At 70.5% G+C, this 24,146-nt stretch carries 21 protein-coding genes; 8 read left to right on the top strand and 13 right to left on the bottom strand.

Annotated elements, in window-relative coordinates; translation table 11 throughout:
- The first annotated feature begins 31 nt into the window (after positions 1–31).
- Entirely contained in the window at positions 32–880 is an 849-nt protein-coding gene (locus KY5_RS26610) for a transglutaminase-like domain-containing protein (protein ID WP_098244595.1), read from the top strand.
- Between the two features lie 67 nt (positions 881–947).
- Positions 948–1,802 carry a transglutaminase-like domain-containing protein gene (locus KY5_RS26605; protein WP_098244594.1) on the top strand — a complete coding sequence of 285 codons (855 nt, stop codon included), beginning with the start codon at positions 948–950 and terminating at the stop codon, positions 1,800–1,802.
- A gap of 30 nt (positions 1,803–1,832) precedes the next feature.
- Here the strand turns inward: KY5_RS26605 and KY5_RS26600 are convergent, their stop codons facing one another.
- From KY5_RS26600 to KY5_RS26565, 8 genes are all read right to left on the bottom strand, one after another.
- Complete coding sequence (locus KY5_RS26600; RefSeq protein WP_098244593.1) at positions 1,833–2,492, bottom strand: response regulator transcription factor; 660 nt, start codon at positions 2,490–2,492, stop codon at positions 1,833–1,835.
- Positions 2,489–3,685, bottom strand: a complete 1,197-nt coding sequence (locus KY5_RS26595) for a sensor histidine kinase (protein ID WP_418952820.1) — start codon at positions 3,683–3,685, stop codon at positions 2,489–2,491. Before KY5_RS26595 ends, KY5_RS26600 begins: the two co-directional genes overlap by 4 nt.
- Positions 3,682–4,449 carry an ABC transporter permease gene (locus KY5_RS26590; RefSeq protein WP_098244592.1) on the bottom strand — a complete coding sequence of 256 codons (768 nt, stop codon included), beginning with the start codon at positions 4,447–4,449 and terminating at the stop codon, positions 3,682–3,684. Before KY5_RS26590 ends, KY5_RS26595 begins: the two co-directional genes overlap by 4 nt.
- Positions 4,446–5,405, bottom strand: a complete 960-nt coding sequence (locus KY5_RS26585; RefSeq protein WP_418952819.1) for an ABC transporter ATP-binding protein — start codon at positions 5,403–5,405, stop codon at positions 4,446–4,448. The genes KY5_RS26590 and KY5_RS26585 overlap by 4 nt, the downstream gene beginning before the upstream one ends.
- A 95-nt stretch (positions 5,406–5,500) precedes the next feature.
- Entirely contained in the window at positions 5,501–7,678 is a 2,178-nt protein-coding gene (locus KY5_RS26580) for a hypothetical protein (protein ID WP_098244590.1), read from the bottom strand.
- Between the two features lie 166 nt (positions 7,679–7,844).
- On the bottom strand, positions 7,845–8,243 hold the full coding sequence (locus KY5_RS26575) for a DUF6113 family protein (protein WP_098244589.1): 399 nt from the start codon (positions 8,241–8,243) through the stop codon (positions 7,845–7,847).
- Between the two features lie 137 nt (positions 8,244–8,380).
- On the bottom strand, positions 8,381–9,304 hold the full coding sequence (gene mshB, locus KY5_RS26570) for an N-acetyl-1-D-myo-inositol-2-amino-2-deoxy-alpha-D-glucopyranoside deacetylase (RefSeq protein ID WP_098244588.1): 924 nt from the start codon (positions 9,302–9,304) through the stop codon (positions 8,381–8,383).
- A 31-nt stretch (positions 9,305–9,335) separates the two neighbouring features.
- Positions 9,336–9,530 carry a hypothetical protein gene (locus KY5_RS26565; RefSeq protein ID WP_055548403.1) on the bottom strand — a complete coding sequence of 65 codons (195 nt, stop codon included), beginning with the start codon at positions 9,528–9,530 and terminating at the stop codon, positions 9,336–9,338.
- A 151-nt stretch (positions 9,531–9,681) separates the two neighbouring features.
- Here KY5_RS26565 and KY5_RS26560 point away from each other — a divergent pair, with 151 nt between their 5' ends.
- Positions 9,682–11,865: a prolyl oligopeptidase family serine peptidase gene (locus tag KY5_RS26560; protein ID WP_098244587.1), complete on the top strand. Its 2,184-nt coding sequence runs from the start codon at positions 9,682–9,684 to the stop codon at positions 11,863–11,865.
- 13 nt (positions 11,866–11,878) lie between these two features.
- Here the strand turns inward: KY5_RS26560 and KY5_RS26555 are convergent, their stop codons facing one another.
- The 5 genes from KY5_RS26555 to KY5_RS26535 form a co-directional block, all read right to left on the bottom strand.
- On the bottom strand, positions 11,879–12,943 hold the full coding sequence (locus KY5_RS26555; protein ID WP_098244586.1) for an ABC transporter ATP-binding protein: 1,065 nt from the start codon (positions 12,941–12,943) through the stop codon (positions 11,879–11,881).
- Entirely contained in the window at positions 12,930–13,976 is a 1,047-nt protein-coding gene (locus tag KY5_RS26550) for an ABC transporter ATP-binding protein (protein WP_098244585.1), read from the bottom strand. The genes KY5_RS26555 and KY5_RS26550 overlap by 14 nt, the downstream gene beginning before the upstream one ends.
- Positions 13,977–13,982: 6 nt before the next feature.
- A complete protein-coding gene (locus KY5_RS26545; protein WP_098244584.1) occupies positions 13,983–14,954 on the bottom strand; it encodes an ABC transporter permease in 972 nt (323 codons plus the stop codon).
- Complete coding sequence (locus KY5_RS26540; RefSeq protein ID WP_098244583.1) at positions 14,947–15,870, bottom strand: ABC transporter permease; 924 nt, start codon at positions 15,868–15,870, stop codon at positions 14,947–14,949. The genes KY5_RS26545 and KY5_RS26540 overlap by 8 nt, the downstream gene beginning before the upstream one ends.
- A 67-nt stretch (positions 15,871–15,937) precedes the next feature.
- Positions 15,938–17,569, bottom strand: coding sequence for a peptide ABC transporter substrate-binding protein (locus KY5_RS26535; RefSeq protein ID WP_098244582.1), 1,632 nt, complete (start codon positions 17,567–17,569; stop codon positions 15,938–15,940).
- A gap of 397 nt (positions 17,570–17,966) precedes the next feature.
- Between KY5_RS26535 and KY5_RS26530 the strand changes: the two genes are divergently transcribed.
- The 5 genes from KY5_RS26530 to KY5_RS26510 all read left to right on the top strand — a co-directional run bounded on the left by KY5_RS26530 (position 17,967) and on the right by KY5_RS26510 (position 24,084).
- Positions 17,967–18,992 carry an ABC transporter permease gene (locus KY5_RS26530; RefSeq protein ID WP_199843250.1) on the top strand — a complete coding sequence of 342 codons (1,026 nt, stop codon included), beginning with the start codon at positions 17,967–17,969 and terminating at the stop codon, positions 18,990–18,992.
- 105 nt (positions 18,993–19,097) lie between these two features.
- Positions 19,098–20,882: an ABC transporter substrate-binding protein gene (locus KY5_RS26525; RefSeq protein ID WP_098244580.1), complete on the top strand. Its 1,785-nt coding sequence runs from the start codon at positions 19,098–19,100 to the stop codon at positions 20,880–20,882.
- 108 nt (positions 20,883–20,990) lie between these two features.
- Positions 20,991–21,971 carry an ABC transporter permease gene (locus KY5_RS26520; protein WP_098244579.1) on the top strand — a complete coding sequence of 327 codons (981 nt, stop codon included), beginning with the start codon at positions 20,991–20,993 and terminating at the stop codon, positions 21,969–21,971.
- A gap of 20 nt (positions 21,972–21,991) precedes the next feature.
- A complete protein-coding gene (locus KY5_RS26515) occupies positions 21,992–23,017 on the top strand; it encodes an ABC transporter ATP-binding protein (RefSeq protein WP_098244578.1) in 1,026 nt (341 codons plus the stop codon).
- Between the two features lie 26 nt (positions 23,018–23,043).
- Complete coding sequence (locus KY5_RS26510; protein WP_098244577.1) at positions 23,044–24,084, top strand: ABC transporter ATP-binding protein; 1,041 nt, start codon at positions 23,044–23,046, stop codon at positions 24,082–24,084.
- Positions 24,085–24,146 lie beyond the last annotated feature (62 nt).

The raw sequence follows: 24,146 nt of genomic DNA, 5'->3' as shown, positions 1-24,146 counted from the left end.
CACGGCACGGGAAACAGCGCCCGTCGAGGGCATGAGACACGAGGCACGTATGCACGCGGAGTCCGGCGAATGGCGGCGGCGGTTCGCCGAAGAGGCACGGTCCGAACGGCCCGGTCTCGCGCCGCTGTGCCTGCTGATCGGCGCGGAGGCGGATCCCGCCCTCGACGAGGCGGGCATCGACGCCGCCGAGATCGAACTGGACCGCCTCGCGGGCCTCCTGCCCTTCCGGCCCGGCGGCCCGCGGGCGTGGGCGACCGCGCTCGCCGAACTCCTGGGCGGACAGTGCGGGTTCGAGGGAACACCGGGCGACTACCAGCGCCTGGAGTCCTCGCTCCTGCACGAGGTGCTGCGGCGCCGCAGGGGGCTGCCGATCCTGCTGTCCGTGGTGTGGATGGAGGTGGCGCGGCGCGCGGGCGCCCCCGTGTACGGGGTGGGCCTGCCGGGCCATTTCGTCGTCGGCTTCGGCCCCAAGGACGACCAGGTGCTCGCCGACCCCTTCGACGGCGGACGCCTGTTGACCGGCGCGGACGCGGAACTCCTGGTGGCCGGTACGACGGGCGGCGGGATCCAGCCCTCGATGCTGACGCCCGCCGATCCGCTGAACATCGTCCAGCGCATCCTCAACAACATCCGCGCCTGGGCCGCCGCCCGCCCCGAGCGCTCCGACGTCGCGCTGTGGGCCCTCGAACTCTCCCTGCTGCTGCCCTCGCACCCGGCGAGACTGCGCTACGAGCGGGCCCAACTCCTCGTCCAGCGCGGTGACTTCCTGGGCGGCGCGGAGGCGCTCGACGAGTACGCCGACGTGGTGACGACGGTCGAGCCGACCACCGCGGAGCGGGTCAGGCACCAGGCGCGGGCCGCCCGCGCGATGCTCAACTGACGTACGGACACGGCCAGGTCGGCCCCGGACGGACGTATCGATCGGCCCGACCGGGCACCAGGGACGTATGCACCCCCGAACCGCCCGGTGGCGGCGCCTGTTCGCGGACGAGGCCGGGTCCGAGCGGCCCGATCTCGCGCTGCTCTGTCTGCTGATCGGCACGGAGGCGGACCCCACGCTCGACACGACGGACCTCGACATGGCGCGGCGCCTGATCGACCGCCTCGCCGCGCAGGTCGCCCGGGCCGCGTCCGCGCGCGGGGCCGCGGCAGCCGAAGCCGCCCGCTCCTGGGCCCTCGCCACGGCCGAACTCCTGGGCCAGCGCTACGGGTTCAAGGGCGGGCCCGGCGTCTACCAGCGTCTGGAGTCCTCCCTCCTGCACGAGGTGCTCAGACGCCGCAGGGGGCTGCCGATCCTGCTCTCGGTGCTGTGGATGGAGGTGGCGCGGCGCGCGGGCGCCCCGGTGCACGGCGTGGCGCTGCCGGGACACTTCGTGGTCGGCTTCGGGGGCGGGGACGACCAGGTGCTCGCCGACGCCTTCTCCGGCGGCCGCGTGCTGACCGCGACGGACGCGGAGCTGCTCGTCGCCGCGGCCACCGGGGCGCCGCTCGTGCCGTCGATGCTGCGGCCCGCGGGGACCCTGGACATCGTGCGGCGGATCCTGAACAACGTCCGCGCCTGGGCGGCGCCCCGGCCCGAACGCTCCGAGGTCTCCCTGTGGGCGATCGACCTCTCGCTGCTGCTGCCCGCGCCGCCCGCCCGGCTGCACTACGAACGCGCCGAACTCCTGGTGCAGCGAGGGGATTACCTCACGGGCGCGCGGGAGCTCGACACCTACGCGGACGCCGTCGCCGCGGAGGACGCGGCGGCGGCGGACCGGGCCAGGCGGCAGGCGCACGGGGCCCGGGCGATGCTGAACTGACCTCTCATGCCCGGGGGTCGGCGCCGGGGCTCAGAGCCAGCCCTTGTCCCGTGCGACCTTGACCGCCTCGGCGCGGTTGCGCACGGCCAGCTTCTGGATCGCCGTCGAGAGGTAGTTGCGGACCGTGCCCTGCGAGAGGTGCAGCTCCTTGGCCAGTTCGGCGTTGGTGGCGCCGTCGGCGGCCGCGCGAAGCACCTCGCGCTCGCGGTCGGTGAGCGGGTTCGCACCCCCGGCGAGGGCCGCGGCGGCCAGCGTCGGGTCGATGACCCGCTCCCCCGCGAGGACCTTGCGCACCGCGGCGGCGAGCTGGGCCGCGGGCGCGTCCTTGACCAGGAACGCGTCGGCGCCGGACTCCATGGCGCTGCGCAGATAGCCGGGCCGCCCGAACGTGGTGAGGATGACCACCTTCAACTCGGGGAACTCGGCGTGCAGTTGAGCCGCCGCCTCGATGCCCGTGCACCCCGGCATCTCGATGTCGAGCAGCGCCACGTGCACGTCGTGCGAGCGGGCCGCGGCGAGCACCTCGTCGCCTCGGGACACCTGGGCGACGACCTCGATGTCCGGTTCGAGCCCGAGCAGGGCGGCGAGTGCCTCCCTGACCATCGACTGGTCCTCGGCGAGCAGCACCTTGATGACGCCGCCCGCACCGCTGCCGTCCGTGCCGCTGCTCCCGCTGTTCACGCTGCTCATGAGGGGGATCCTACGGCCGCGTCGGCGAGCGGCACGCGGACGGTGAGACGGAAGCCGTGGCGGGCCGCGGGGCCCTTCTCCAGGTCTCCCCCGACGGCCTGGACGCGCTCGGCGAGGCCCGTGAGGCCGTTGCCCGGCGCGGCGCCCGAGCCACCCGAACCGTCGTCCTCCACGCACAGTTCCAGGCGCCGCCCCGCGAGCGTCTGCCGGGCGGTGAACGTCACCGTGCACCGCCGGGCGCCACTGTGCCGTACGACGTTGGTCACGGCCTCCCGCAGCGCCCAGGCGAGCGCCGCCTCGCCCTCCTCGTCCGGCAGTTCGGCGGGCGCGTCCAGGGGCACGTCGGCCTCGACGCCCGCGGCGGTGAGCGCCGTGCGCGCCCCCGCGAGCTCGCCCGCCAGGGTGCGCCGCCGGTAGCCGGAGACCGCCTCGCGGACGTCCACCAGGGCCTGGCGGCTGACCTGTTCGATGTCGGCGACCTGCTGCGCGGCCTTGTCGGGGTCGGTGGGGAGCATCCGCCCGGCCAGCTCGCTCTTGAGCGTGATCAGCGAGAGCGAGTGGCCGAGCAGGTCGTGCAGGTCCCTGGCGAGCCGCAGCCGCTCCTCGTTGGCGGCGAGTTGGGCGACGGTGGCGCGGGCCTGGCGGAGCTGGATCGTCGTACGGATCAGCTCGCGCACGCCGGACATCGCGAAGCCGACCAGGAGGGTGATCACCCCGAGGTTGGTGATCAGGTCGCCGAGACCGTCGTCGCGCAGGCCCACCAGGATCATCAGGAGGGTGACCGCGGGGATGACCCACAGCGCGTACCGCACCGGCAGGACCGCGCCCGCGGAGACCGCGACGTACACGAAGAGACCGAGCCACTGGTCGCCGAAGCAGAGCGCGAGGACCGCGGCGAGGACGACGAGCGCCGTGAACGAGCCGATGACGGGGGCCCACTGGAGGATCCTGGTGGTGTAGCGGAAGACCAGGGTCAGGTAGCAGACCACGAAGACCGCGAGGCCGAGCCAGCCGAACACCGTGGCGGGCGTCGTGTGGTGGCCGTCGGCCAGGTCCTTCATCGGGGAGCTCAGGAAGACCAGCCAGACGCCGATCCAGGCCGCCTTCGTCAGGAACTGACGGCGGCCCTGGGGCGGTCGCCCGAACGTGTACACGGGGTGCAGCTCGTTGCCCACAGCGTCGTTCTCGCTCACGCCTTCAGTGTGTCCTTCCGGTACAGCCACGCCGCGCCGCCCGCGAAGAGGAGGAAGTAGGCGACGAGGAGCGTGACGTCCTTCGCATGCGGGGCGTTGCCCAGTTCGATGGCCTGTCCGAGGGCAGCGTACGCGTGGGTGGGCAGCCAGGACGCGATGTCCTGGAGCCACCCGGGGAAGGTCGTCGTCGGCATCCACAGGCCGCCGAGCACGGAGAGCCCGAAGTAGACGATCATCGTGATCGGGCGCACCGCGTCACCGGACGCGAGATAGCCGATCGCCACGCCGAGCGCGGCGAAGCAGAGGCTGCCCGCCCAGATCGCGCCGGTCAGGGCCAGCCACTGCCAGGCGTCGAAGCGGACGTCCTTGACGGCCGCGGCGACCACGAAGACCACGACGATGGACGGCAGGCTCACCACGGCCGCGCTGGCGGTCTTCGCCAGGACGTAGCCGTGCCCCGGCAGCGAGGTCAGGCGCAGCTGCCGCACCCAGCCGTTCTCGCGCTCCTTGGCGATGCGCTCGCTGTTGCCCATCAGGACGGCGGTGAGGGCGCCGAAGGACGCCATGGACACCATGAAGAAGGCGGGCAGGTTCAGGCCCGTCCCCTCGACCTTCGTGGTCGCGGACTGGCCGCCCGCGATGATCAGGAAGAGCAGCGACGGGTAGATCACCGAGAAGAACAGGAACTTGCGGTTGCGCAGGGCGCGGGTGATCTCCAGCTTGACGAGCGCGCGCGAGGCGAAGGAGTACGTCGGGTACGTCATCGGGTCCTGGCCTCCTCGGCCTCGGTGATCGCCACGAAGGCCTGTTCGAGGCCGAGTCCCGCGACCTCCAGGTTGCGGGGGTAGACGCCGAGCCCGTACAGCGCGTGCACGGTGGCGTCGGCGTCGGTCGACTGGAGGCGGACCGTGTGGCCCGAGACGTCGATCGTGGTCAGGAACGGCAGCGCGCGCAGCTCGGCCGTGAGCGCCTCGTCGATGCCCGCGAGCCCCTCCCGGCCCTCCCGGCCCTCCAGGTCGAAGGAGACCTTCCGGGCGCCCGCCTTCGCCTTGATCTCGGCGGCGGTGCCGTCCGCGAGGAGACGGCCGCGGTGCAGCACCAGGACGCGGTCGGCGATCGCGTCGGCCTCTTCCAGGTAGTGCGTGGCGAAGAGGACCGCGCGGCCCTGTTCGGCCTGGTCCCGCATGGTCGCCCAGAACGCCTGGCGGGCGGTGACGTCCATGCCGGTGGTCGGCTCGTCCAGGACGATCAGGTCGTTCTCGCCCGCCGTGGCGAGCGCGAAGCGCACCCGCTGCTCCTGGCCGCCGGAGAGCTTGTTGACCTTGCGGTCGGCGATCTGCGTGATGCCCGCGTGGGCGAGCACGTCGCTCACCCGGTGGGGCCGCGGGTGCAGCGCGCAGGCGAGCCGCACCAGTTCCGCGACGGTGACCTCGTCCATCAGGCCGCCGCTCTGCAGCATGGCGCCGACCCGGCCCGCGGTGATCGCCTCGCGCGGGCTCGTGCCGAAGACCCGCACGGTGCCGCTGTCCGGCTGCCGCAGGCCGAGCAGCAGGTCGAGGGTGGAGGACTTGCCCGCGCCGTTCGGGCCGAGCAGGGCCACGGTCTCGCCGGGGCGGAGGTCGAGGGTGAGGGCGTCCACGGCGCGCACGTCGCCGTAGCTCTTGGTCACCCGTTCGAAGCTCACGGCCGGGGCGCCGTTCGCCGCTGAGGTCGTCGTCATGCCGTCCATCGTCGCGAAGGCGCAGGTGGGGGCGGCAGTGTCGACTGTGGTGACTCCGGCATGACATCTGTCATGCCGGAGTCGTCGGGCGGCGGCTAGCTCGCGTTCGTCTCGATGACGCCGACCCGCTCGGCGGGCGTCTTGCCGAGCAGCGCCTTGCCCATCGCCTGGGCCACGTCGGTCGGCTGGACCGGCGTCTTGTCGCCGTTGCCGCGCTGGATCAGCACGCCGTCGAAGACGTTGCCGTAGAGCTTCTTGAGCTCTTCGAGGTCGTAGTGCGGCTGGAGCGTGCCGTCCTTGAGGACCTTCGTCTCCAGGATCTTCGGCAGCGACTTCGCCGGGCCGAACGGGATCGACTTGCCGCCCGCCGAGATCGTGACGTTGGCGGACATCGCGGGCTTGGCGAAGGTGGTCATGAACTTGTCGACCTCGGCCTTGGCGACCGTCGGCTTGCGCGTGGTGACCGGGACCTGGACGGTGCCCGCGCTGCCGGTCTCGACCTGCTTCTTGTAGGCCTGCGCGACGGCGGTCGCCGAGGCGCCCGCGTCGATGCCCTTGCCGACCTTGCCGTAGACGGGGACGGCCTTGCCGGGCACGAACTTGACCGTGCCCTCCTTCGCCGAGCCCGAGCCGCCCGCGGCGCGCTCCAGGGCGGCCGCCAGCTTCTCCTCGTCGACGGGCATGACCGGTTCGACGACCCGCTCGCCGCCGAACAGCGAGCCGACCACCGAGACGGGGTTGTAGTCGCTGCCCGCGGCCTCGCGGACGGTCGACTGGCTGTCCAGGGTCAGCCCCGCCTGGTCCGGCTTGAGGGTGACGGGCGTGCCCGCCACCGACAGCTTCAGGGGTTTGGTCACGCGCTCGCCGAGCGCCGCGTCGAGCTTCTTGACGGCCTCGTCGCGGGTGCCGCCGCCGATGTCGACGCCGAGCACCGTGGTGCCCTTCGGTACGTCGGCGTGGTTCATCAAGAGCCCCGCGCCGTACGCCCCGCAACCCACGACGACCGCGGCGACCACGACGAGGACCAGCTTGCTGCGGCCCTTCTTCTTCGCCTTCTTCGCCGCGGGCGCGGCGGGCGGCACGTCCGAGCGGACCGGCTCGGGCAGCTTCGGCGGGGTGTGCGCGCCCGGCCCGTCCGCCTGCGCGCCCGGCGCGAACGGGGAGGTGTCCTGGGCGGGCGGTACGACGGGGATGCCGCTGGTCAGCGTCTCGCCGGAGACATTGCCGCCGGGCGTGGGCGCGCCGGGGCCGCCGGGCAGGGATTCGGGACCGCCAGAGGCGGGCGGACGCGGGCCGCCGGGCGGCGGCGAGACGGGCCCCGCCTTCTGCGGCGTCAGGATCGCGGTGTCGTCACTCATGCCGCCGGAACGGGGCGTCCTGCCCGCCGAGTTGGCGGCGCCCTGGGGCCCGCCGGGGCCCGTGGGGCCTCCCGGGGGCGTGGGCGGCCCCAGCGGGCTGTCGCCGGTCACCGGACCGCCCGTCGGGCCCGCGGGACCGCGCGCGCCCTGACCGCGGAAGTCGTCCGCGCCGCCGGAGAAGTACGGCAGGTCGCCGCGCGTCGGGTCACCGCCCTGCGGGGCACCGGCGCCGAGGGGGCCCGACGCCACCGCGCCGGACACGTCGTAGGCACCCGAGCCGCCCGCGCCGGAAGCCCCCGAACCGGCGCCCGGGGAGCCGCCGTTGGCCGACGGGCCCGCGCCCGTGCCCGGCGCGCCCTCGCCGCCGCGCGGCGCGGACTTGCGCGGCGCGAACCAGTCGCTGGTCTTCTCCTCGGCCGCCGCGCCACCCGCACCGGCCGACGCACCGCCGACGCCACCGGACGAAGCCTGCGACGCACCCGTGGCGAAAGCCGAACCGGAACCGAGCGAGTCACCGGCCGCACGGCGGGCACCCGCGCCGCCGCCGGAGGCCAGCGAGCCCCCGGCCGACGGGTCCTGGCCCGCCTCGGCCGCGCCCGGAGCGCCCGGCGCGGGGGGCTCACGGCGGTCCTCGTCGTCCCCGCGCGAGGCGTCACCTTCACCGACGGGCGTCCGCATGACGACCGGCGGGATGGGGCGCGATCCGGGGATGTTGATCCGGATCCGCGTGGTCAGTGTGGTCTGGGTCTCGGGCTCGTCCGGCCGCTCGTCGGCGGCCTGCCGCCGCGCACCGTCCGCGCCGCCGTCACCGGCAGCGCCCTGTGCGGGGGAGCCGTACGGCGGCGTCCCCGAAGGGTATGCGGCTCCACCGCGCCCCTGGGGCCCGGAGGACGAACTGTCAGTTTCACGACTCAAGGCAGGTTCTCCCGGTTGGTTCCGCCGCCCGTCTCGGCCTCTCGCAGGGGGTCCCCCCGGCCGGAGGTGGGGGAGGCTCGGCGGCCGCACCACCATACTGGCCGCCGTCGGCACTCATCCTGTGACCGGCGTCAAACCCGTGCGGGACACGGGCCGAAGTGGTACGTCACTTGCCAAGTCGGGCGGCGGAGCCGCCCGGTTGCGACGGCCGGGCGAGCGTGGCACACATCACAGCCACCGCCATGCCGCCGAGCAGGAAGCCGTAGGAGCCGAGTCCCGCGGCGAAGACGAAGTCGCCTTCGGGTCTGGTGGACGTCAGCAGGACGACGGCGACGAGCCAGCCCGCGGCGGGCGCCACGGCGCCCGCTCTGGTGCCGATCGCGCACGCGCCGCCGTAGAAGGCGCCGGCGGCGCCGAGGAGCCCGAGCAGCAACCCGGCGGGGAAGAAGCCGCCTTGGACGAGGGCCCCGGCCACACCGACGAGGGCGCCGAGCACGAAGAGCCCGGCGTAGGCGGCAAGTCGCCCCGCCCGCAGGGGCTGTGCGAGGAAGCTCCCGGCCGGCACGGCGGCCGCGGCACCAGAAGCGGAACCGGAACCGGAGTCACCAGCACTAGCACCGGCACCGGCACCGGCACCGGCACCGGCAGGAGTCTTCGAGGGCTTGGGAGCACCGGCTCCCGACGACGCACGAGAACGCGTACTCACAGCGCGGTCACCTCAGCCACATCCGTCACCCTTTCGAGGCCGGCGAACAGATCGTGCTCACGACCACCGTCCCCCGTCGGCACTTCTCCCCGCACCAGCTCGAAGTACTCCACCTCGAAGATCGGCTGCGCGCGGTCGTTGGAGAGGATGAAGAGCGGCTCGCTGACCTGGATCTGGGTGGCGTGGGCGCGCATCGCCGCCGCCTTGGCCGCCTTGACGGCGGTGCCGTCGATCTCGGTGGTGACGCGCTCGTCGTCGGTGACGCCCGGCACGTCCTCGACGACGGCAGGGGTGGTGAAGGGCGAGAACCGCAGCGCGTCGGGCAGGCGCGCGAAGCGCTCGTCGGCGACGGAGCGCGGGACGCGGTTCCAGTAGATCTTGGCGATGGTGTGCGGCTCGCCGAGGTCCGCGCGGAAGGCGGGCTCGGCGGCGAGGTCGGCGGCCCGCATCGCGACGCGGTGCGCCTGGATGTGGTCGGGGTGGCCGTAGCCGCCGTCCGGGTCGTACGTCACCAGGACCTGCGGGCGGACCTCGCGGATCACCTCGACGAGGTACGCGGCCGCCTCGTCGAGGTCGGCCGACCAGAAGGCGCCCGCCCGGTGGTTCTGCTCGGCGCCCATCATCCCGGAGTCGCGGTAGCGCCCGGTGCCGCCGAGGAAGCGGTGGTCGGTGACCCCCAGCTCCCGCATGGCGGCCGCGAGCTCCCCGATGCGCTGGGCGCCCAGGGAGTCCTCGCGGTCGGCGGCGAGATGGGCGAGCTCGGCCGGGATGATCTCGCCCTCCTCGCCGAGCGTGCAGGTCACCAACGTGACGTGGGCGCCGTCGGCCGCGTACGTGGCCATGGTCGCGCCGGTGGTGATCGACTCGTCGTCGGGGTGCGCGTGCACGAGCAGCAGGCGCCGGGCGGGCAGTTCCGTCATGGGACCACCCTACGAGCACCACGGGGAGGGGTCAGAACTTGATGTCGCCGATCATCCCCGCCACGTTGGTCGTCAGCTCGCTGATCGTCGGCGCGACCGACGAGCTCGCCAGGTAGAAGCCGAGCAGCGTACAGACCACCGCGTGCCCGGCTTTCAGCCCTGACTTCTTGACCAACAGGAAGACGATGATCGCCAGCAGCACCACCGCCGAAATCGAGAGTGCCACGGCGGTCACCTCCAAGTCGTTGCCGTAACCCAGTGCGGACGCACGCCAGCAGGTTCATACCCACCAAGCGCTACGGATCATAACTATCCGTGTGGACGCATGAGTCGGAGCACGGCAGCACAGGGGGGCGCATGCGGCCTAGGCTCGGGGGATGACCACCGAGAACCCCGGAATCACCAGGCCCGACGAGAGCCCGGCACAGCGGCTCTCCTTCCCGCGCGAGCATGCCCGCACGCAGCGCTTCACGCTCGGCGCGCCGCGTGCGTTCACGGTGGCGCCCGACGGGTCGCGGGTCGCCTTCCTGCGCTCCCCGTCCGGTACGGACCGCACGCACCAGCTCTGGGTCCTCGACGTGGCGGACGGCGGCGGCGAGCGCGTGGCGGCCGATCCGGGGGCGCTGCTCGGCGGCGCGCGGGAGCAGCTCTCGGCGCAGGAGCGCACGCGACGCGAGCGCAGCAGGGAGAGCGCGTCGGGCATCGTCGGCTACGCGACGGACGCCGCCGTGGAGCTGGCGGCCTTCGCGCTGTCGGGCAGGCTCTTCGCGGCCGAGCTGCGCGCGGGCACGACGCGCGAACTCCCCGCTCCGGGGCCCGTGCTCGACCCGCGGCCGTCGCCCGACGGGCGGCACATCGCCTACGTCGCCGGGGGCGCGCTGCGCGTGACGGGCGCCGACGGCACCGGGGACAGGGCGCTCGCGGCGCCTGAATCCGGCCAGGAAGAAACCGTCACATACGGTCTCGCCGAGCACGTCGCCTCCGAGTCGATGGCGCGCTACCGCGGCTTCTGGTGGTCGCCCGAATCCGACCGGCTGCTGGTGACCCGGGTCGACGACTCCCCCGTGCGGCGCTGGTGGATCGCCGATCCCGCGCACCCGGAGCGTGCGCCCCAGCGGGTCGCGTACCCGGCCGCGGGCACGGACAACGCGGACGTACGCCTCTTCGTGCTCGGCCTGGACGGCACCCGCACCGAGGTGGTCTGGGACCGGGTCCGCTTCCCCTATCTCGCACGTGTGCACTGGTCGGCGGATGGTGCGCCGCTGCTGCTCGTGCAGTCGCGCGACCAGTGCGGCCAGCTCTACCTCGCGGTGAACCCGGCCGACGGCTCCACGGGGATGGTGCACGCGGAGGACGCCGATCCACAGACGGCCTGGCTCGACCTCTTCCCCGGCGCCCCCTGCTGGTCCCCCAGCGGCAAGCTGGTGCGCATCGTGGACGAGGGCGGCGCCCGGGTCCTCGCGTGGGGCGAACGGCCGCTCACGGGGCCGCAGTTGCACGTCCGCGCGGTCCTCGACGTGACCGAGGAAGATGTCTTGATCTCGGCGTCGGCGGGCGAGGCCGCGGCCGATCCCGAGACCGGCGAGATCCACGTCTACCGCGTCAACGAACTGGGCGTGGAGCGCTTCTCCCAGGAGCCCGGGGTGCACTCGGCGGTCCGCGCGGGCGGCCTCACCGTCCTCGTCTCCGCCTCGCTGGACCGCCCGGGCTCCCAGGTGCGGGTGCTGCGCGACGGCAAGCAGGTGGCGACCGTCGCCTCACACGCGCGGCGCCCGGGGCTCACGCCGCGCGTGACGCTCACCGAAGGGGGCGCACGGAAGATCCCGTGCGCCGTCCTGCTCCCCACGGAATACCAGGCGACGGACGGGCCGCTTCCGGTACTGCTCGATCCGTACGGCGGCCCGCACGGTCAGCGCGTTCAGCATGCGCACAACATCTTCCTCACCTCCCAGTGGTTCGCCGACCAGGGCTTCGCGGTGATCGTGGCGGACGGCCGGGGCACCCCGGGCCGCTCCCCCGGCTGGGAGAAGTCGATCAAGAACGACCTGACGCTGACCCTCGAGGACCAGGTCGACGCGCTGCACGCGCTCGCGGCGAGCGGGGAGTACCCCCTCGACCTGGACCGGGTGGCGATCCGCGGCTGGTCCTACGGCGGCTACCTGGCAGGGATGGCCGCGCTGCGCCGCCCCGACGTCTTCCACGCGGCCGTGGTCGGCGCCCCGGTGACGGACATGCGGCTCTACGACACCCACTACGAGGAGCGCTACCTCGGCGACCCGAACAAGTCTCCGGACGTCTACCGCCACAACTCCCTGGTCTGGGACGACGGCATCGTGGACGCGGCCGAGCCGCACCGCCCGATGCTGATCGTGCACGGCCTCGCCGACGACAACGTGGTGGTGGCGCACACCCTGCGGCTGTCATCGGCGCTGCTCGCCGCGGGCCGCCCGCACGAGGTGCTCCCGCTGTCCGGCGTCACGCACATGACGCCGCAGGAGCAGGTCGCGGAGAACCTGCTCCTGCTCCAGGTGGACTTCCTGAAGCGCTCGCTGGGCCTGTGAAGGACCGGACCGGCTACGGCACGACCTGCTTCTCCTCCGCGAAGTGGCACGCCGAGTCGTGCGCGGCCGGTCCGCCGCCGATGCGGAACTCCGCGGGCACCGCGAGCTCGGGCACTTCGAGGGAGCACCGCTCCCGTGCCTTCCAGCAGCGGGTGCGGAAGCGGCAGCCGGAGGGCGGGTTGGCGGGCGAGGGCACGTCGCCGCTCAGGATGATCCGCTCCCGGTGCTCGCGCGCCTCGGGGTCGGGCACCGGCACGGCGGAGAGCAGCGCCTGGGTGTAGGGGTGCGTGGGGTGCTCGTAGATCTGTTCGTCCGAACCGATCTCGACGATGCGCCCCAGGTACATCACGCCCACCCGGTCGGAGATGTGCCGCACGATGGAGAGGTCGTGGGCGATGAAGACGTAGCTCAGGTCGAACTCGTTCTGGAGCTTCTCCAGGAGGTTGATGACCTGGGCCTGCACCGAGACGTCGAGCGCGGAGACCGGCTCGTCGGCGACGATCACCTCGGGCCTGAGCGCGAGACCGCGCGCGATGCCGATGCGCTGGCGCTGGCCGCCGGAGAACTGGTGCGGATAGCGGTTGATGTACTCGGGGTTGAGCCCGACCACGTCGAGCAGCTCCTGCACCTTCCGGCGGCGCGAGCCCTTCGGGGCCACCTCGGGGTGGATCTCGTACGGCTCCCCGATGATGTCGCCGACCGTCATGCGCGGGTTCAGCGAGGTGTAGGGGTCCTGGAACACCATCTGGATGTTGCGCCGGACCGCTTTGAGGGCCCGCCCGGACAGCTTGGTGATGTCCTCGCCCTTGTACCGGATCTCACCCGCGGTCGGCCGCTCCAGGTTGACGAGCATCTTCGCGACGGTCGACTTGCCGCAGCCCGACTCGCCCACGATGCCGAGCGTCTCGCCCTGGGTCAGCTCGAAGTCGACGCCGTCCACGGCCTTGACCGCGCCGACCTGTTTGCGGACGACGATGCCCTGGGTCAGCGGATAGTGCTTGACCAGGCCGCGCACCTGGAGGATGGGCTCCTGGGCCGGCTTGTCGCCCACGGGTTCGCCGCCTTCACCGTGTCGCATCGATCGTCTCCTTCCAGAAGTGACAGGCACTCCTGCGGTCGGCGACGAGGCCCTCGTACGTGACCTGCGCGAGCGGTGGCTCGTCGGTGCGGCAGATGTCCTGGGCCATGGGGCAGCGCGGGTTGAAGGCGCAGCCCGGCGGGATGTTCATCAGGTTCGGCGGCAGGCCCTTGATCGCGTAGAGGTCCTGGCCCTTCTGGTCCAGGCGCGGGATGGATTCGAGCAGGCCCCGGGTGTAGGGGTGGGCGGGCGCCCGGTAGATCTCGTGGACGGGGGCCTTCTCGACGATGCGGCCCGCGTACATGACGGCGATGGTGTCGGCGACGTCCGCGACGACCCCGAGGTCGTGGGTGATGAGGATCAGGCCCATGTTCATCTCGCGCTGGAGTTCCGCGAGGAGGTCCATCACCTGCGCCTGGACGGTGACGTCGAGGGCGGTGGTCGGCTCGTCGGCGATGATCAGCGAGGGTTCGAGCGCCATCGCCATGGCGATCATGATGCGCTGGCGCATGCCGCCGCTGAACTGGTGCGGGTACTGGCCGACCCGCTCCTTGGCGGCCGGGATGCGCACCCGGTCCATCAGCTCGACGGCCTTGGCCTTGGCGTCCTTCCTGGACAGCCCCTTGTGGACGACGTACATCTCTCCGAGCTGTTCGCCGACGCTGAGCACCGGGTTCAGCGAGGACAGCGCGTCCTGGAAGATCATCGCCATTCCGGCGCCGCGCACCTTGCGCCGCTCCTCCTCCTTGAGCGTGAGGAGGTCCCTGCCCCGGAAGAGGATCTCGCCCGCGGTGATCCTGCCCGGCGGGACGTCGAGGATGCCCATGATGGCCTGGGCGGTGACGGACTTGCCGGATCCGGACTCGCCGAGGACGGCGAGCGTCTCGCCCGCCGCGACGCTGTAGTCGACGCCGTTGACGGCCTTGGCGACCCCGTCCCTGGTGCGGAACTCCACGTGCAGATCGCGTACTTCGAGGAGCGTGTCCGCCCCCGGCGCCCCGGGTACGACGGCCTCGGATGCCACGGTTGCCATGTCCGCCTACCTCAGCTTGGGGTCGAGGGCGTCGCGCACCGCGTCGCCGAGCATGATGAACGCGAGCACCGTGATCGCCAGCGCGCCGGCCGGCCAGAGCAGCATGTGCGGGGCGTTGCGGATGTACTGGGACGCGGCCGAGATGTCGATGCCCCAGCTCACCGTCGGCGGCTTCAGGCCGACGCCGAGGTAGGAGAGCGTGGCTTCGAGCGCGATGTACGTACCCAGGGCGATGGTCGCCACGACGATCACCGGGGCGACGGCGTTCGGCGCGATGTGGCGCAGGAGCATCCGCGAGTTGGAGGCGCCGAGGGCCCGCGCCGCCTGCACGTAGTCGTTCTGCTTGGCGGTGATGACGGAGCCGCGCGCGATGCGGGAGAGCTGCGGCCAGCCGAGCAGCACCATGAAGCCGACCACGGGCCAGACCGTGGAGCTGGTGACGACCGACAGGAGCACCAGACCGCCGAGGACGACCGGGATGGCGAAGAAGATGTCGGTGATCCGGGAGAGGATCGCGTCCCACGCGCCGCCGAAGAACCCGGCGAGCCCGCCGAGCACGCTGCCGAGGATCGCGACGCCGAGCGTGGCGCAGACGCCGACGGTGACCGAGACCCGGGTGCCGTACACGACCCGCGTGTAGACGTCGCAGCCCTGCTCGTTGAAGCCGAAGGGGTGCCCGGGCGACGAGCCCTTCTGGCGGTTGGCGAGGTCGCAGTCGAGCGGGTTGCCGGAGGCGATCAGCGAGGGCCACAGGGAGATGACGACGAGGAAGACGATGATCAGGCCCGAGACGATGAAGATCGGGTTGCGCCGCAGGTCCCGCCAGGCGTCGGACCACAGGCTGCGCGCGGGCGCCGAAGGGCCCGTGCCGTCGGGCCCGCCCGGGGTCAGGGAGGTCGCCTCGCTGGTGGCGAGGTCCATCGCGCCGCCCGCACCGGTCGCGGCGATGGCGCCCTGCGGCTCCTTGGGTTCAGGCATAGCGGATCCTCGGGTCGAGTACGGCGTACAGGAGGTCGACGATGAGGTTGGCCACCAGGAAGACCAGGACGAGGACGGTCACGAAGCCGACGACGGTCTGCGTGCTCTGGCGGAGGATCCCCTGGTAGAGCTGGAAGCCGACCCCGTGGATGTTGAAGATCCGCTCGGTGACGATCGCGCCGCCCATCAGCGCGCCCACGTCCGTGCCGATGAAGGTGACGACGGGGATCAGGGAGTTGCGCAGGAGGTGCCGGGTGATGACGCGGCGCCGTGGCAGGCCCTTGGCGATGGCGGTGCGGACGTAGTCGGCGCGCCGGTTCTCCGCGATGGAGGTGCGGGTGAGCCGGGTGACGTACGCCAGGGAGACCGAGGCGAGGACGAGTCCGGGGACGAGCAGTTCGTCGAAGGGCGCCTCGCTGGACACCGAGGGTTTGATGACCCCCCACTGGACGCCGAGCACCAGCTGGAGCACGAGCCCGGTGACGAAGGTGGGCACGGAGATCACCACGAGCGTCACGAGCAGGACGACGGTGTCGACCGGGCGCCCGCGCCGCAGCCCCGTGAGCACGCCGAGCGAGATGCCGATGACGATCTCGAAGACGATCGCGACGATGGTCAGCCGGATGGTGACGGGGAAGGCCGCCGACATCAGTTCGGTGACCTTCTGGCCGTTGAAGGCGGTGCCGAAGTCACCGGTGAAGACGTTGCCCATGTACGTCAGGTACTGCTGCCACACCGGCTTATCGAGGCCGAACTCCTTCTTCAGCTGCATGGCCGTGGCGGGGTCGCACTTGCGGTCGCCGCACAGGCCCGCGACGGGGTCGCCCATCACGTTCACCATCAGGAAGATCAGCAGCGTGGCGCCGAAGAAGACCGGGATCATCTGCAGCAGACGCCGGATCACATAACGTCCCATGGGGGCTCCGGAATTAGGGGGAGCGGCCGCCGGTGCCCGCGCGGGGACGGCGGCCGCTCCCGGCGTCTCAGTTGACCTTGATCTCGTTGTAGACGGGCACGCTGAACTGGTTCAGCGCGACGTCGGAGACCTTGTCCGAGTAGCCGGCGCTGCCGTTCTGGTACCAGAGCGGGATGGCCGGCATGTCCTTGGCCAGGACCTTCTCGGCGTCCTGGAAGGTACTGACGGCCTTGGCCTTGTCGGTCTCCGCGTTGGCCTGGTCGACGAGCTTGTCGAACTCCTTGCTGTCGTACTTGCCGTCGTTGGACGGGGCGTCCGTGTAGTACGTCGGCTGGAGGAAGTTCTGGATCAGCGGGTAGTCCATCTGCCAGCCCGCGCGCCAGGCGCCGTCCAGCTCCTGCTTGGACGCCTTGCTGCGGAAGTCGGCGAAGGTGCCGACCGGGTTGCCGACGCAGGCCTTGTCGTTGCCGAGCGCCTTGTTGATGGAGTTGCAGACGGCGTCGACCCACTCCTTGTGGGAGCCGGTGTCCGCGTTGTACGAGATCTTGAGCTGGCCGCCGGGGATGCCGCCGCCCTCGGCGACGAGCTTCTTGGCCTTCGCCGCGTCGTACGTGCAGGGGTCGCCGCAGAGCCCGTCCTTGTAGCCGCCGTCGTCGCCGAGGACGGGCGAGGTCCAGTCGGTGGCGGGCGTGCGGGTCTTCTGGAAGATGCCCTCGGTGATCTGTTCGCGGTTGATCGCCATGGACAGGCCCTGGCGGACCTTCTCCGTGCCCGGCTTGTTCCACTTGCTGTCGTAGAACGGGAAGGCGAGGGTCTGGATGATGCCCGCGGGGGTGTTGATGTAGCGGTCGCCGAGGTCGTTCTTGGCGTTGCTGAGCTGCGAGGCCGGGACGTCGTCGACGAGGTCGAGGTTGCCCGCCATCAGGTCGGTGTAGGCGGTGTTGTTGTCGGTGTAGACCTTCATGTCCACACCGCCGTTCTGCGCCTTGTCGTCGCCGGGGTACCCGTCCCACTTGCGCAGGGACATCTTGGAACCCTTGGTGTACGAGTCCACGGTGTACGGGCCGTTGCCGACGGGCTTGGAGAGCCACTTGTCGTGGTCGTCGTAGAACGCCTTGGGCAGCGGGGAGAAGGCCGGGTAGCCGAGGGTGTCGGGCCAGGTGGAGAACTTCTGGCTGAGCTTGACCGTGAAGGTCTTGTCGTCGACGACCTTGAGCCCGGAGAGGGTCTGGGCGCTCGCGTCGCCCTTCTCCGGGTGGACCTTGTCGTAGCCATCGATGTAACCGAAGAAGTAGGCGTTCTTCTGGTTGTTCTTGAGGTTCGCGCCGTAGTTCCAGGCGTCCACGAAGGACTTGGCGGTGACCTTCTCGCCGTCGCTGAACTTCCAGTTGTCCTTGATCTTGACCGTGAAGTTCTGCGCGTCCTTGGTCTCGATCGAGTCGGCGATCATGTCCTTCGCCTCGCCGGTCTTCGGGTCGTACCGCTTCAGGCCGCGGAAGACCATGTCGAGGATCTTGCCGCCCTGGACCTCGTTGGTGTTCGCGGGTTCGAGCGGGTTCTGCGGGTCGCCCCAGGAGGAGCTCACGATGCCGGAGCCGTCGCCGCCACCGCCGCTGCTCCCCCCGCCACCACAGGCCGTCGCCGCGAGGGCGACGGCGACCGCACCTGCGGCCCACTTGGCGTGCGTGGCTCCACGCATGGAGTCCTCCTGTCCTGAAGCTGTCCTGAAGCTCCGCGATACGTGACCTGTCTCACTTACCGCCAAATATCGCCGCAGGAGGAATGAACCGCATATTTAGCCCACCCGTACGAGTCGGAGCCCATCCGGATGTACGCATTCCGAGACAGTGGCGCCCGTATAACGGACTCATTGCCCGGCTTGTCATGAACAATCCGAGTTGTCCATCACGCTTGATTACGCCAAGGCAATGGGCATGCCAACCTTGCGCAAAGTTGCGGTAAAGGATCCCAAGGTCGACTCAAGGGGCCCGACGATTCATTGACCGCGCGGGAAATGCCTTGCGAAAGTCGCGCCTAGCCCGTAGGCGCCCGGTTGTCCTGCGGATTCCTGACGACCCTGCCGGGCCTGGAGTGCCATGACCTCGCCAACTCCCGTCGATGCCGCCACGCTTGAAGTGACGGACGCCGTCGACAGCGCGTCTGCCTCGCCCAACGACCAGGGCAGCAAGGGCCGTTCACCCGGACGGCTCGCCTGGACCCGGTTCAAGCGGGACAAGTCCGGCGTCATCGCCGCCGGCGTGGTCGTCTTCTTCTTCGTGATCGCCCTGTGCGCGCCGCTGATCGCGAAGGCGTACGGCAAGGACCCGTACACGACGTACGGGCTCGACGACCCCTCGCTGCTCAACGAGTTCGGCTATCCGGTCAAGGCGAACGGCGGCATCGACGGCAACTTCTGGTTCGGCGTCGAGCCGACCCTGGGCCGCGACGTCTTCACCTTCCTGCTCTACGGAATCCGCAACTCCCTGCTGATCGCGGCCGTCACGACGCTCCTGGTGACGCTGCTCGGGGTGGTCGTCGGCATCACCGCCGGATACCTCGGCGGCAAGACCGACTACCTCATCGGCCGGATCATCGACATCCTGCTCGCCTTCCCCTCCACGCTCTTCTACATCGCCTTCTTCCCGGTGATGATCTCGATCCTGGTCAGCCCCGAGGACAAGACCCCGATGTGGCTGATCGTCACCAGCCTCATCACGGTGATGACCGCGTTCGGCTGGGCGCCCATGGCACGGCTCCTTCGGGGTGAGGTACTCGCCCTGCGAGAAAGGGAGTTCGTGGAGGCGGCGAAGGTCACGGGAGCGTCTCCCGCGCGCATCATCTTCAAGGAGCTGCTGCCCAACCTGTGGACGCCGATCCTGATCCAGGCGACCCTCGCACTGCCGCTGTTCGTCACCGCGGAGGCCGGACTCGCCTTCCTCGGCGTGGGACTCGAAGAACCCACGCCGGACTGGGGCGTGATGATCCAGAACGGTTCGAAGTACTACCAGGACGACATCACCTTCATGGTGTTCCCCGGTCTGGCCATGGTGATCTTCGTGGTCGCCTTCAACCTCCTCGGCGACTCGGTGCGCGACGCGCTCGACCCGAAGACCAGGCGCTGACGCTCTCGTGACCGGCCCGCCCGACGGGGGGGCGTGCCGGTCCACCTTCTCCGCCTTCTCAGCCTTCTCCGCTCTTCCTCCTTCACACACAGGGTTGGTAGCAACATGGCAATCTCCCGCAGAAACCTCCTCATCGCCTCATCGGTGGCGGCGGGCGGCTCGCTCGTCCTCTCCGCGTGCAGCAGCGGTGACTCGGGCGGCGGCAAGGGCGGTTCGCACGGCGGGGCCACGGAGTACACGGGCGCCAACGTGAAGATCGGCACCGCGGAGGACTCCACTGGCCCCGCCGCCGAGGTCCCCGGCGCGAAGAAGGGCGGCACGATCTACGGCGTCGCCGAGGACGACGTGTCGCACATGGACCCGCAGCGCATCTACTTCGCGTACAACTCCTCGATCGCCATGCTCTTCGCGCGCGCCCTCACCGGCTACAAGACCGACATGAAGGGCCGCCAGACCCTCGTCGGCGACCTCGCCACCGACACCGGCAAGGCGTCCGACGGCAACAAGACCTGGACCTTCACGCTGAAGGACGGCCTGAAGTGGCAGGACGGCAGCGAGCTGACGGTCGACGACGTCCGGCACGGCATCGAGCGCCTGTGGGCCTCGTTCATCACCGAGAGCGCCACCTTCGTCCAGATGGCGCTGACCGGCAAGGGCGCCAAGTGGCGTGACGAGTACGAAGGCCCGTACAAGGGCAAGCACCTGGACTCGATCGTCACCGACAAGGCGAAGAAGACCATCACCTTCAAGCTGAAGGAAGCCCGCCCGGACTTCAACTTCACGCTGGCGATGACCTCGTACTCCCCCACCCCGGTGAAGCACGACACCAAGGAGAAGTACGACAAGGCGCCCTTCTCCTGCGGCCCGTACATCCTCAAGGCCCGCTCCATCGACAAGTCGATGACGCTGACGCGCAACAAGCACTGGGACCCGAAGACCGACCCGATCCGCAACGGCTACCCGGACGGCTTCGAGTTCGAGTTCGGTCCGACGGGCCTCGAGTCCTGCGACCGCTTCATCGCGGACCAGGGCAACGACAAGCAGATGGTCGCCATCTACGAGCCCATCCCGGCCGAGCGCATGCAGAAGGTGCTCACCACGCCCGACATCAAGGCGCGCAGCTTCAGCGGCCTGTCGACGGGCACCTACTACTTCGCCATCAACATGAAGCGGGTGCCCGACCTGGAAGTCCGCAAGGCCCTCCTGATCGCCTGGCCGCTGGAGCAGAGCCGCAAGATCTACGGCGGTACCAGCGCGGGCGAGTACGCGACGACGATCCTCAGCCCCGACATCATCGGCCGCGAGAAGTTCGACCTGTACGGCAAGCTCGACAAGCCGCAGGGCGACGTGAAGCGCGCGCACGACATCCTGAAGAAGGCGGGCAAGCTCGGCACGAAGATCGTGTACGCCTTCCCGCGGCGCCCCACGTACGACAAGACCAAGATCGTCATCGAGAAGAACCTGCGGGCCGCGGGCTTCGACCCGGTCATCAAGCCGCTCAACTCGACGGACTTCTACGACCAGGCCCAGCGCCTGGACAACAAGTTCGACGTGATGTGGTTCGGCTGGTCCCCGGACTGGCCGACCGCCTACACCATGATGCAGCCGCTGTTCGACGGCGACGCGATCGGCGACGGTCAGAACAACGTCTCGCAGGTGAACATCCCCTGGATCAACGAGGCGATCAAGAAGAACTCGGTCATCTCCGACCCCCAGGAAGCGGGCAAGGCCTGGGCCGCGCTCGACAAGCGGATCATGAAGGAGGTCGTGCCGATCATCCCGGAGACCTTCCAGCGCCGCTGGTACCTGCACGGCTCCAAGGTCGGCGGCGCCATCCACGACCCGCAGTTCGCGGCCACGCTGCTCTCCAAGGTGTTCGTCAAGGCCTGACCACGGTGTACGTCGAGGTCTGACGACCGGCCCCCGGGGCGGACTCCCGCACGGGCGTCCGCCCCGGACACCACCCCCTAACGGCATCCGTCAGGAATCCCAACTCCCATGCTCCGCTTCCTCATTCGCCGCATCGTCGGCGGCGCGGTGATCCTGCTGATCATCAGCGCCATCGTCTTCCTCCTCTTCTACACCGCCCCGCGCGACCCCGCGCGTCTGGCCTGCGGCAAGGTCTGCCCGCCCGAGACGCTGGCGCTGGTGAAGCACAACCTGGGGATCGCCGACCCGGTGCCGGTGCAGTACTGGCACTGGTTCGAGGGCCTGTTCGTCGGCCGCGACTACGACACCTACGGCTTCTGCGACGCGCCGTGCCTCGGCTATTCGTTCCGCAACCGCGAGCCCGTCCTCGCCACCATCCTGGACCGCTTCCCGACCACCGTGTCCCTCTCGCTCGGCGCCGCCGTGGTGTTCGTCGTCTTCGGCGTGGGCACCGGCATGCTGGCCGCCATCAAGCAGGGCAAGGCCGTCGACAAGATCGCCTCGTCCGCGTCGCTGATCGCGTCGTCGATGCAGATCTACGTCGTCGGCGTCTTCGCCGTCTACGTCTTCACCGACCAGCTGCACCTCCTGGACCGGCCCTCGTACACGCCGGTCTCCGAGAACCCCGCCGCCTGGTTCTCCGGGCTGCTGATCCCCTGGCTGGTGCTCGCGCTGATCTTCACGGCGAACTACACGCGCATGGCGCGCTCCCAGTTGGTCGAGTCGATGAACGAGGACTACGTCCGCACGGCCAGGGCCAAGGGGCTCTCGCGCCGCACGGTGTTCTTCCGCTTCGCCTGGCGCGGCGCGATGGGGCCGATCGTCACCATCTTCGGCCTCGACCTCGGGGTGCTGCTCGGCGGCGCCATCATCACCGAGAAGACCTTCGCCCTGCACGGCATCGGCGAACTCTCCGTGAAGGCGGTCGACACCAGCGACCTGCCCCTGCTGCTCGGCGTGGTCCTGGTGGCCGCGGCGGCGATCGTCGTCTTCAACATCATCGTCGATGCCCTGTACGCGCTGATCGACCCGCGCGTGCGGCTGGCCTAGGGCTCAGGGAGCGAGAACTGATGAGTACCCCCTTCCTGTCCGTGCGCGACCTGCACGTCCACTTCTCCACCGAGGACGGCATGGTCAAGGCCGTCGACGGCCTCGACTTCGACCTCGAACAGGGCAAGACCCTCGGCATCGTGGGCGAGTCCGGCTCCGGCAAGTCCGTGACCAACCTCGCCATCCTCGGCCTGCACCACAAGGACAGTGCCGTCATCGACGGCGAGATCCTGCTGGACGGCCAGGAGCTGCTCACCGCCACCGAGCGGGAGTTGGAGCGGCTGCGCGGCAACAAGATGGCGATGATCTTCCAGGACGCGCTCGCCTCGCTGTCGCCGTACCACACGATCGGCCGCCAGATCGGCGAGACGTTCCGCAAGCACACAGGCGCCTCCAAGAAGGAGGCGCGCGACCGGTCGATCGAGATGCTGAAGAAGGTCGGCATCCCGCAGCCCGATCTGCGCGTGGACGACTACCCGCACCAGTTCTCCGGCGGCATGCGCCAGCGCGCGATGATCGCGATGGCGCTGGTCTGCGACCCGTCGCTGCTGATCGCCGACGAGCCGACGACGGCGCTCGACGTGACGGTCCAGGCGCAGATCATGGACCTGCTCAAGGAACTCCAGCAGGAGTTCGGCACGTCGATCATCTTCATCACGCACGACCTCGGCGTGATCGCGGACATCGCGGACGACGTCCTGGTGATGTACGGCGGCCGGTGCGTGGAGCGCGGCACCAAGCAGGAGGTCCTGCGGGCGCCCCAGCACCCCTACACCTGGGGCCTGTTGGGATCCATGCCCTCGCTCGAAGGTCCGGTGGACGTGCCGCTCTCGCCCATCCCCGGCACCCCGCCGAGCCTCCTCAACCCGCCCACGGGCTGCCGCTTCCATCCGAGGTGCACGTTCACCGAGCAGGTGGGCGGCACGCGCTGCGCGGACGAACTGCCGCTCCTGTCGCTCTCCGAGGGCCGCGGCGCCGCCTGTCACCTCACGGCGGAACAGCGCACCGAGTTCTTCGCCGACTTCGCGGGCACGCGCACCGACTGACGTACAAGAGACGGGACTTCACGACGATGAGCAGCACCACTCCCACTCCTCTCCTGGATGTCAGCGGGCTGACCAAACACTTCCCGGTGATGGGCGGCTTCCCGTTCCGGCGCAGGATCGGCGCGGTGCAGGCCGTGGACGGCCTGGACTTCACCGTCGCCGAGGGCGAGAGCCTCGGCCTGGTCGGCGAGTCCGGCTGCGGCAAGTCGACGACGGGGCGCCTCGTCACGCGCCTCCTGGAGCCGACCGCGGGCAAGATCTCCTACCGCGGGCAGGACATCGCGCACGCCACGCGCAAGCAGTTGGCGCCGGTCCGCTCGGAGATCCAGATGATCTTCCAGGACCCGTACGCCTCGCTGAACCCCCGGCAGACGGTCGGCAAGATCATCTCAGGGCCGATGGAGGTCAACGGCATCGAACCGCCGGGCGGCAGGGAGGCGCGCGTCCGCGAACTCCTGGAGACGGTCGGGCTCAACCCCGAGCACTTCAACCGCTTCCCGCACGAGTTCTCCGGCGGACAGCGCCAACGCATCGGCGTGGCACGGGCGTTGGCGCTCGAACCCAAGCTGATCGTCGCGGACGAACCGGTCTCCGCCCTGGACGTCTCCATCCAGGCGCAGGTGGTCAACCTGCTCCAGCAGCTCCAGCAGGACCTGGGCATCGCGTTCCTCTTCATCGCCCACGACCTGGCCGTCGTGCGGCACTTCTCGCAGCGCGTCGCCGTGATGTACCTCGGCCGCATCGTGGAGATCGCGGACCGCGAGGACCTGTACGGGAATCCGCGCCACCCCTACACCAAGGCGCTCCTGTCCGCCGTCCCCGAGGCGACCGCGGACGACGTGCCGCGCCGCGAACGCATCCTGCTGACCGGCGACGTGCCGTCCCCGGTCAACCCGCCCTCCGGCTGCCGCTTCCGTACGCGCTGCTGGAAGGCGGAGGCCAAGTGCGCGACGGACAGCCCGCCGCTGCTCCAGCTCGACGGCAACCGGGACGGCCACCTGACGGCGTGCCACTTCCCCGAGCCTGCCTCCGAGTTGGCGATCCCGGCGGCCCGCAAGTCGCTGTAGCCCGCACAGCGACCCGGCTCCGGCCCGCGCCTCCCCCTGACCCGAGCTGGGCGCGGCGCCCG

The organism is Streptomyces formicae, assembly GCF_002556545.1.
Lineage (GTDB): Bacteria > Actinomycetota > Actinomycetes > Streptomycetales > Streptomycetaceae > Streptomyces > Streptomyces formicae_A.
This window is presented reverse-complemented; position numbering and strand designations above follow the sequence as displayed.